Origin of the sequence: Chitinimonas sp., assembly GCF_041904975.1 — a bacterium.
Classification (GTDB): domain Bacteria; phylum Pseudomonadota; class Gammaproteobacteria; order Burkholderiales; family Chitinimonadaceae; genus Chitinimonas.
In genome coordinates this window covers 1-7,663 of sequence record NZ_JAYRLZ010000213.1, presented here as the reverse complement: position 1 = coordinate 7,663, position 7,663 = coordinate 1, and the positions used below count along the sequence as shown (strand labels likewise).

Below are 7,663 nucleotides of genomic sequence, written 5' to 3'. Positions count from 1 at the left end.
GCCGGCAAGCCGGTCAATGATGCCGTGGTGTATGTCGAGACAGCGGCGCTCAAGGTCGGCAAAAGCAAGCAGACGGTGGCGATCGACCAGGTGAACAAGGAATTCACGCCCCTGGTGACGGTGGTACAGACCGGCACGACCGTGCGTTTTCCCAACAAGGACAATATCCGCCACCATATTTACTCGTTCTCCAGCGGCAATGCGTTTGACCGGCCGCTCTACTCCGGCAGCGAGGCCAAGCCGGTGGTGTTCGACAAGGCAGGCGTAGTGGTGCTGGGCTGCAATATCCATGACTGGATGCTGGCCTATGCCTTGGTGGTGGATACCCCCTACTTCGGCAAGAGCGATAGCCATGGGCAGGTGAAAATCGACGAGCTACCGGCTGGCGACTACGAGGTCAAGGTATGGCACCCGTATCAGAGCGGTGAAGCCGCCGCGCAAAAAATCAAACTGGCGGGCGACATGCACCTGGCCTTCCAGCTGAAGCTGACACCACCGCCGCAGGCGCCGCGTACCCCGCTTGATAGAAAAGGTGGCCGATATTGATTCGCGCACTGGTCGATAGATTTCGCAGCCCCAGCCTGGCATTCCGCATTGTGGTGTTTTTTGTCAGCCTGCTGGCCGGCGTGCTGGTGCTGACCTTTGCCTTGGTCAGTGCCGCCAATCTGCAGATTTCCCAAAATACGTCGGCCGCCGAATTGAAGACCGGTGAGCGCGTGTTTCACCGACTGCTGGAAACCCGTGGCGAGCAGCTGCGCCAGGCTGCCAGCGTGCTGGCGCTGGACTTCGGCTTCAAGCAGACCATTGCCCTCAATGATCGCGACACCTTGCGCTCGGCCCTGCAGAACCAGGGCAATCGCATCCATGCCCAGCTGTTGATGGTGTCCGGGCTCGATAACCGCATCCAGGCCGATACCCAGCACCCCGAGCGCGAGGGCCGCACCTACCCGTTTGCCTCTTTGCTCAACAAGGCCAGCGAGATGGGCGGCGCAAGCGCCATCCAGTGGGTGGATGGCCAGCTCTACCAGCTGGTGGTGGTGCCGGTAAAGGCGCCGGTGGTGATTGCCTGGGTGACCATCGGCTTTGTCATTGATGACCGTAGCGCCAAGGAATTGCGTGAGCTGTCGGGCTTGCAGGTTTCCTTGCTCGGTTGGCGGCAGGGCAGCTGGGCGATGTTCGCCTCCACGCTGCGGCCGCTGCAGCGCAGTCTGCTGCCGGCGCAGCTGCAGCCAGGAGCCGACAAACCCGGTCGCATCGTGCTGGGCGACGAGGCGTTTGCCACGCTGCTCACCCCCTTGGGTGGCACGGCCAGCGAGCCGGTGTACGCGCTGCTGGCGCAGTCGATCGACCAGTCCTTGGCTCCGTTTTACAAACTGCAGGGCACCCTGATCGCCCTGGCCGGCGTGGCGCTGACCATCTGTCTGTTGGCTGGCATGCGTATTGCCCGGCGCATCACCGGGCCCTTGCGCGCCTTGGCCCGGGTGGCGGGCCATATCGAGCAGGGCGACTACCGCCAGAGCATCGATATCCGCGACAGCAGCGAAATCGGCCGGCTGGCCGGCAGCCTGTCTCATATGCAGAATGCGATCGCCGAGCGCGAGGCGGAAATCACCAAGCTCGCTTATCAGGATGTGCTGACCGGCCTGCCCAATCGCGTGCGTTTCAACCAGCTCCTGGCCCGGGCGATAGAGGAAACCGGTCAGAGTGGCGCATTGACCGTCTTGCTGATCGACCTCGACCGCTTCCAGCAAATCAACGATACCCTGGGCCATCCCACTGGTGACCGGGTACTGGTGGAAGTGGCAGCACGCCTAGCTGAGGCGGTGCGCGACCATGACGTAGTGGCGCGGCTATCCGGGGATGAGTACGCGCTGCTGCTGCCCGGCATACCCAGCACCGAGGCCTTGCATACCATCAGTCGCATCCATACCGTGTTTGATCGGCGTTTCGAGCTGGATGGTCGGCCGCTGGATCTGCGCGCCAGCATCGGTGCTGCCAGCTACCCCGAGCACGGCAGCGATGCCATCGACCTGCTGCGCTGCGCCGATCTGGCCATGTACCGCGCCAAGCGCGGCGGTGAGCGCCAGGCGATTTACGATCCATCGTATCGCACCTTCCGGCAGGAGCATTTGTCCCTGCTGGGCGATTTGCAACTGGCGGTCGAGCGCAACGAGCTGACCGTGTACTACCAGCCCAAAGTCAGCCTGCACACTGGCGAAGCGAATGAGGCGGAAGCGCTAGTTCGCTGGATTCATCCAGAGCGTGGTTTTGTGCCGCCAGGCGACTTTATTCCCTTTGCCGAGCAGACCGGATATATCAGCGAAGTCACGCGTTGGGTATTGCGCCATGTGATGGACGAGGCGGGCCGCTGGGCGAAGGCCGGTGCACCGGTCAAGGTATCGGTGAATCTATCCACCCGCGATCTGCTCGACCCAAGCCTGGTGGCCTTTGTGGCCGACGGCCTGGCGCGTGCCGGCTTGCCACCGGCCCTGCTATGCCTGGAAATCACCGAGAGCGGATTTATGGAGGACCCCAGCCATGCGCTGGGCATACTCAAGCAGCTGCGCGGCCTTGGGGTTGGCCTGGCCATCGACGACTATGGCACCGGCTTCTCATCACTGGCCTATCTGCGCCAGCTGCCGATTACCGAATTGAAGATCGATCGCGCCTTTGTACTGGAGCTGGACCACAACCAGAGCGATGCAATGATCGTTCGCTCCACCATCGAGCTGGGGCATCGCCTTGGTTTGAAAGTGGTGGCCGAAGGGGTGGAAACGCAAGCCATTGTCGACGTCTTGCGCAGCATGGATTGCGATCTGATCCAGGGCTATTTCTACAGCAAGCCCTTGCCGGTGCAGGCCTTTATCGACTGGCGTCAGCAGCGGGCCGCTGCCGGCCAGGCGGCAATCCGGGGGGCTTAGGCGAGCGTTTCTGCTAACCTTCGCTGTCTTTCGCAAGGCTCAACACTATGCCCGAAATTGGATCAATCGAATTCGTCTACTGGTTTCGCCAGGCGGCACCATATATTCACGCGTTTCGCGGGCGTACCTTTGTTGTTGCCTTCGGTGGCGATCTGGTGCGCGATGAGCGCATGGTATCGCTGGCGCATGACCTCAATACCCTGGTGAGCCTCGGTGTACGGCTGGTGCTGGTGCATGGCGCGCGGCCGCAGATCAATGCCCGGCTGGAAGAGGCCGGCTACGACAGCCGCTTCGAGCGCGGCGTGCGGGTGACCGAGCGCGATGCCATTGCGCCGGTATTGCAGGCAATCGGCCAGGTGCGCTTCGAGATCGAGTCGGCGCTGTCGATGGGCCTGGCCAATTCGCCGATGGCCAATGCCGATATCCGGGTGGCCGGCGGCAATTTCATCACCGCCCAGCCGATGGGCGTGCACGATGGTGTCGATATGCAGGCCAGTGGCGAGGTGCGCAAGGTCGATGTGGCGGCCATGCGCAATCGCCTGGAATTCGGCGAGACCTTGCTGCTGTCTCCGCTCGGCTACTCGCCCACCGGCGAAGTATTCAACCTCACGCTGGAAGATGTTGCTACTTCGGCAGCCGTAGCCCTGGCGGCGGACAAGCTGATCTTCCTGCTCGACCAGCCCGGCGTGATCGATGAAGACGGCCAGTTGCTCAATGAGTTGACGGCGGCCGAAGCCGAGGCCTTTGTCGATGAGGCGGGCAAGGTGCGCGACGATATCGACTTCTACCTGCCCAACTGCATTCGCGCAGTGCGCCATGGCGTGGGCCGCGCCCACTTGATTTCGCGCCACCTCGATGGCGGGCTGCTGACCGAACTGTTTACCCACGAAGGTATCGGCACCATGATCTCGCGCGAGCCGCTGGAAACACTGCGGCGCGCCACCATCGACGATGTCGGCGGCATTCTGGCGCTGATCGAGCCCTTGGAAGCGGATGGCGTGCTGGTCAAGCGCAACCGCGAGCTGCTGGAGCGCGAAATCGAGCGCTTTGCCGTGCTCGAGCATGATCGCAAGATCATCGGCAGCGTGGCCCTGCACACCTTCGAGGGCAGCGAGATGGCCGAGCTGGCCGGCTTGGCCGTGCATCCGGATTATCGCGATGGCGGGCGCGGCGAAGCCTTGCTCAAGCATGTCGAGCGCGAAGCGCGGCGCTTGCGGCTCAAGCAGCTGTTCGTGTTGACTACCCGCACCGCGCACTGGTTTGTCGAGCGCGGCTTTGCACCGGCCGAGGTCGATGCGCTGCCGATGCGCAAAAAGGCGCTGTACAACTGGCAGCGCCGCTCCAAAGTGTTCCTCAAGGCCTTGTAGCGGTTTGCTAAGCTGTTTGCAGTAGACGGCCTTCAGGCGCACAGCCCGGGCCGGGTTGGCAGCGTACGATAAAAAGGGCATCCAGCGCCCGGGAGACACGTCAATGTTTGGTGGCCTGCTCGTCGCATACCGCATGCAGCCAGCGCCCAGCCTGCGGAAGCGCTGATGGCATTCAGCCTGTTCCACGGCCTGCGCGCCCGCCTGATCGCCGCCATCCTGCTGGTGCAGCTGCTGGTGCTGGCAGTGCTGCTCGCCAATATGGGCCGCATCTGGTCCGGCATGGTATTGCGCGCCACCGAAGTGCGGGTGGCCGAATTGTCGCGCCTGCTCAATGCTTCGCTCGCGCCATCGATGGCGGCGCTCGACTATGCGCCGGCGGCCGAATTGCTGGAAAGCATCCGCTCCGCCGACGGCATTGACTATCTGGTGCTGAGCGATCGCCGCGGTAAGGTGGTGGCAGCTCGCGGCTGGGATGCCGACACGCCGCTGCCGCCGCGCGACGACCTGGGCAAGCTCGATGGCCGCGATGTTCCGCCGGTGGTACATGTCGGCACGACCATCGAGCTGGCCGGCCAGCGCTATGGCGAGCTGCGCTTTGGCCTGTCCACCGAGCTGCTGCGCGATTCGGCCAACCGCATCATCTGGCAGACCGTCACCATCGTGCTGGTCGGCGCGGTGCTGTCGGTCACCCTGATGGCCATGCTGGGCTATTGGCTCACCCGTCGCCTGTATCGCCTGGTGGAGGCGGCCGAGCGCAGCGCCGCCCAGGGCGGTACCGACCTGATCAGCATCGAAGGCGAGGATGAGGTCAGCCGGCTGGCGGTACGGTTCAACCAGATGGCCCAGGCGGTACAGGACCGCCTGACCGCGCTACGCGATAGCGAAGAGCGCTTTGCCGCGATCGCCGACTACACCTATGGCGTCGAGCTGTGGCTGGACCCGCAGGGGGGGCTGCTGTGGGTCAATGCCTCGGTGAGCCGGCTTACCGGTTATTCGGTGAAGGAATGCATGGAGATGCAGGCCTTTCCGGTGCCGCTGGCGGCGCTGGAAGAGCGCAGCAACGTTAGCGACACACTCAAGCAGATGCTGGGCGGCACGGCCGGGCAGGACTTCGAATTCCGCGCAGTGCGCCGCGATGGCAAGGCCTTCTGGGCGGCGATGAGCTGGCAGCCGATTTATGGCAGCGAAGGCGAGTACCGTGGTATCCGCGCCTCGATTTACGACAACAGCCAGTTCAAGGAAGACCGCCTTGCGCTCAAGCGGGCCGTTTATGAGCTGCAGCAATCTCAGGCGCTGAACCAGACCTATCTGGCGCGTGGCGAGGCCGAGCGCACGCGGCTGACCGCCTTGCTGTCGGCCATGCGCTTTGGTGTGCTGTTTGTCGACAATGACAATATCGTGGTGTTTCATAACCCGGCGTTCAAGTCGCTATGGCTGATCGACAACAGCTCGGTGCTGATCGGCAAGCCGGTCGGCCAGGTGTTGCAGATGTCGCTGAACCGGCCGGCGCATTACGATCTGGCCGGCCATATCGAAGCCAGTGAGCGGATGGCGGAATTCGACGTCTATCCGGGCGATCTGACCATGAATGATGGTCGCATCATTACCCAGCACTGCTACACGGTGCAGGATGAGACTGGCCTGTTTACCGGGCGCATGTGGGTCTATGAGGATGTAACCCAGGAGCACTACCTGAACGAGCGCATGGTGTTCCTGGCCGAACGCGATGCCTTGACCGGCCTGTACAACCGCCATGCCTTCCAGGAGCAGCTGGAGCGCATGCTGGCCGAGGCAGAGCGCGCGCAGGAGACGCTGGCCGCCCTGTATTTCGATCTCGACGAATTCAAATATGTGAACGACACCTTCGGCCAGGTGCGCCGCAATGAATTCTTTGCCCGCTTGGGCGGCGACGAATTCGCCATTCTGGTGCCCAGCTGCAGCGAGGCCGAGGTGAGCATCCTGGCGCAGCGGGTGATCAGCACGGTGTCGGGCATCCAGTTCCTGGTCGATGGCCAGAATCTGCGTTTGTCGTCCAGCCTCGGCGTCGCCCTCTATCCCTTGCATGCGGAAAATGCCGAGGACTTGATCGCCCATGCCGACACGGCCATGTACCAGGCCAAGGCAGCCGGCAAGGCGACCTGGCGCCTGTACCAGGCCGAGCGCGATGCTTCGCGTGAAATGGTAAACCGGCTGACCTGGAACGAGCGCATCCAGCAGGCGCTGGAAAACGACGGCTTCCTGTTGCATTTCCAGGGTATTTACGACGCCAATACCCGTACTGTGGCTCATCTGGAAGCGCTGGTGCGGATGAAGGACGCCAGCAACCCCGGCCAGCTGGTGCCGCCTGGCCACTTCATTCCCCATGCCGAGAAAAGCGGCAAGATCCTCGATATCGACCGCTGGGTGGTGGCGGAAAGCGTGCGCATGCTGGCCGCCAACCCGAATATGCCGCCACTGGCAGTCAATATTTCCGGCCGCAGCTTTGATGAGACCAGCCTGCCGGATTACATCGGTGAGTTGTTGCGCCAGCATCAGGTACCGCCACGCCGGCTGATGGTAGAGCTGACCGAAACCGCCGCCGTCAGCGATATGCGCGATGCGCAGCGCTTTATCGAGGCCCTGCGCAATACCGGCTGCACGGTCTGCCTCGACGACTTCGGCGCCGGCTTCTCGTCGTTTGCCTATCTCAAGCACCTCAAGGCCCATGTGCTGAAGATCGACGGCCTGTTTATCCGCGATCTACCCAATGATCACGACAGCCAGGTCTTCGTGAAAGGCATGGCCGCCATTGCCCGCGATATGGGCAAGCAGACGGTGGCCGAGTTTGTCGAAAACGAGGAAACGCTGAAGATGCTGGTGGAGTTTGGCGTGGATATGGTGCAGGGCTATTACCTCGACAAGCCGATGGCGGATCACCCGGCCTTGAAGGCGTCCAGGCCTACTGGGCACCATTAGGTACTGTTGGCCTTGTGCTGGGGGCCGCGTTTTGCCGGACGATCTCCGTGCGCAAGGCTATGTGCCTGCAATGGTGGCGGTAGTGCGGGTTAGCCGCAGGCGTAACCCGCAAAACTAGGTGGGTCTTCGTATCCTGGTTGCAGCCGCAGGGGGTATCCGGGGCGCGGGCCAAGCGCCCGCAAAGGCAGCAAGATCAGGCTTCCTCACGTAGTGACTTGCTCTGGCCTGGATTCCGTTTCACTTCATCCTGACCCCTTGTTTGGAGCATGCCTACGTTGGGCCACCAAGAGGCTCAACTCGACTTACATGATTCAGAAGACTTTGGCGCAGGGCTGATATACCTCACTGCGGCCTTAGTTTTATGCGCCTTCGGCGCGAATGTTTAGGGCGGGATTGCGTCCCGCGGCCGCCTGACTTTCT

At 62.5% G+C, this 7,663-nt stretch carries 4 protein-coding genes; all 4 read left to right on the top strand.

Going from position 1 to position 7,663, the window contains the following annotated elements; all coding sequences use genetic code 11:
• A partial coding sequence (locus tag ACE3OH_RS16755; protein WP_374355583.1) for a hypothetical protein occupies positions 1-546 on the top strand: 546 nt, incomplete at its 5' end.
• Positions 543-2,921, top strand: coding sequence for an EAL domain-containing protein (locus ACE3OH_RS16750; protein ID WP_374355579.1), 2,379 nt, complete (start codon positions 543-545; stop codon positions 2,919-2,921). The genes ACE3OH_RS16755 and ACE3OH_RS16750, both read left to right, overlap by 4 nt.
• Before the next feature lie 47 nt (positions 2,922-2,968).
• Positions 2,969-4,288 (top strand): amino-acid N-acetyltransferase, encoded by a 1,320-nt coding sequence (gene argA, locus ACE3OH_RS16745; protein WP_374355576.1) that lies wholly within the window; start codon positions 2,969-2,971, stop codon positions 4,286-4,288.
• Between the two features lie 165 nt (positions 4,289-4,453).
• Positions 4,454-7,243: an EAL domain-containing protein gene (locus ACE3OH_RS16740; protein WP_374355570.1), complete on the top strand. Its 2,790-nt coding sequence runs from the start codon at positions 4,454-4,456 to the stop codon at positions 7,241-7,243.
• The last annotated feature ends 420 nt before the right edge of the window (positions 7,244-7,663 follow it).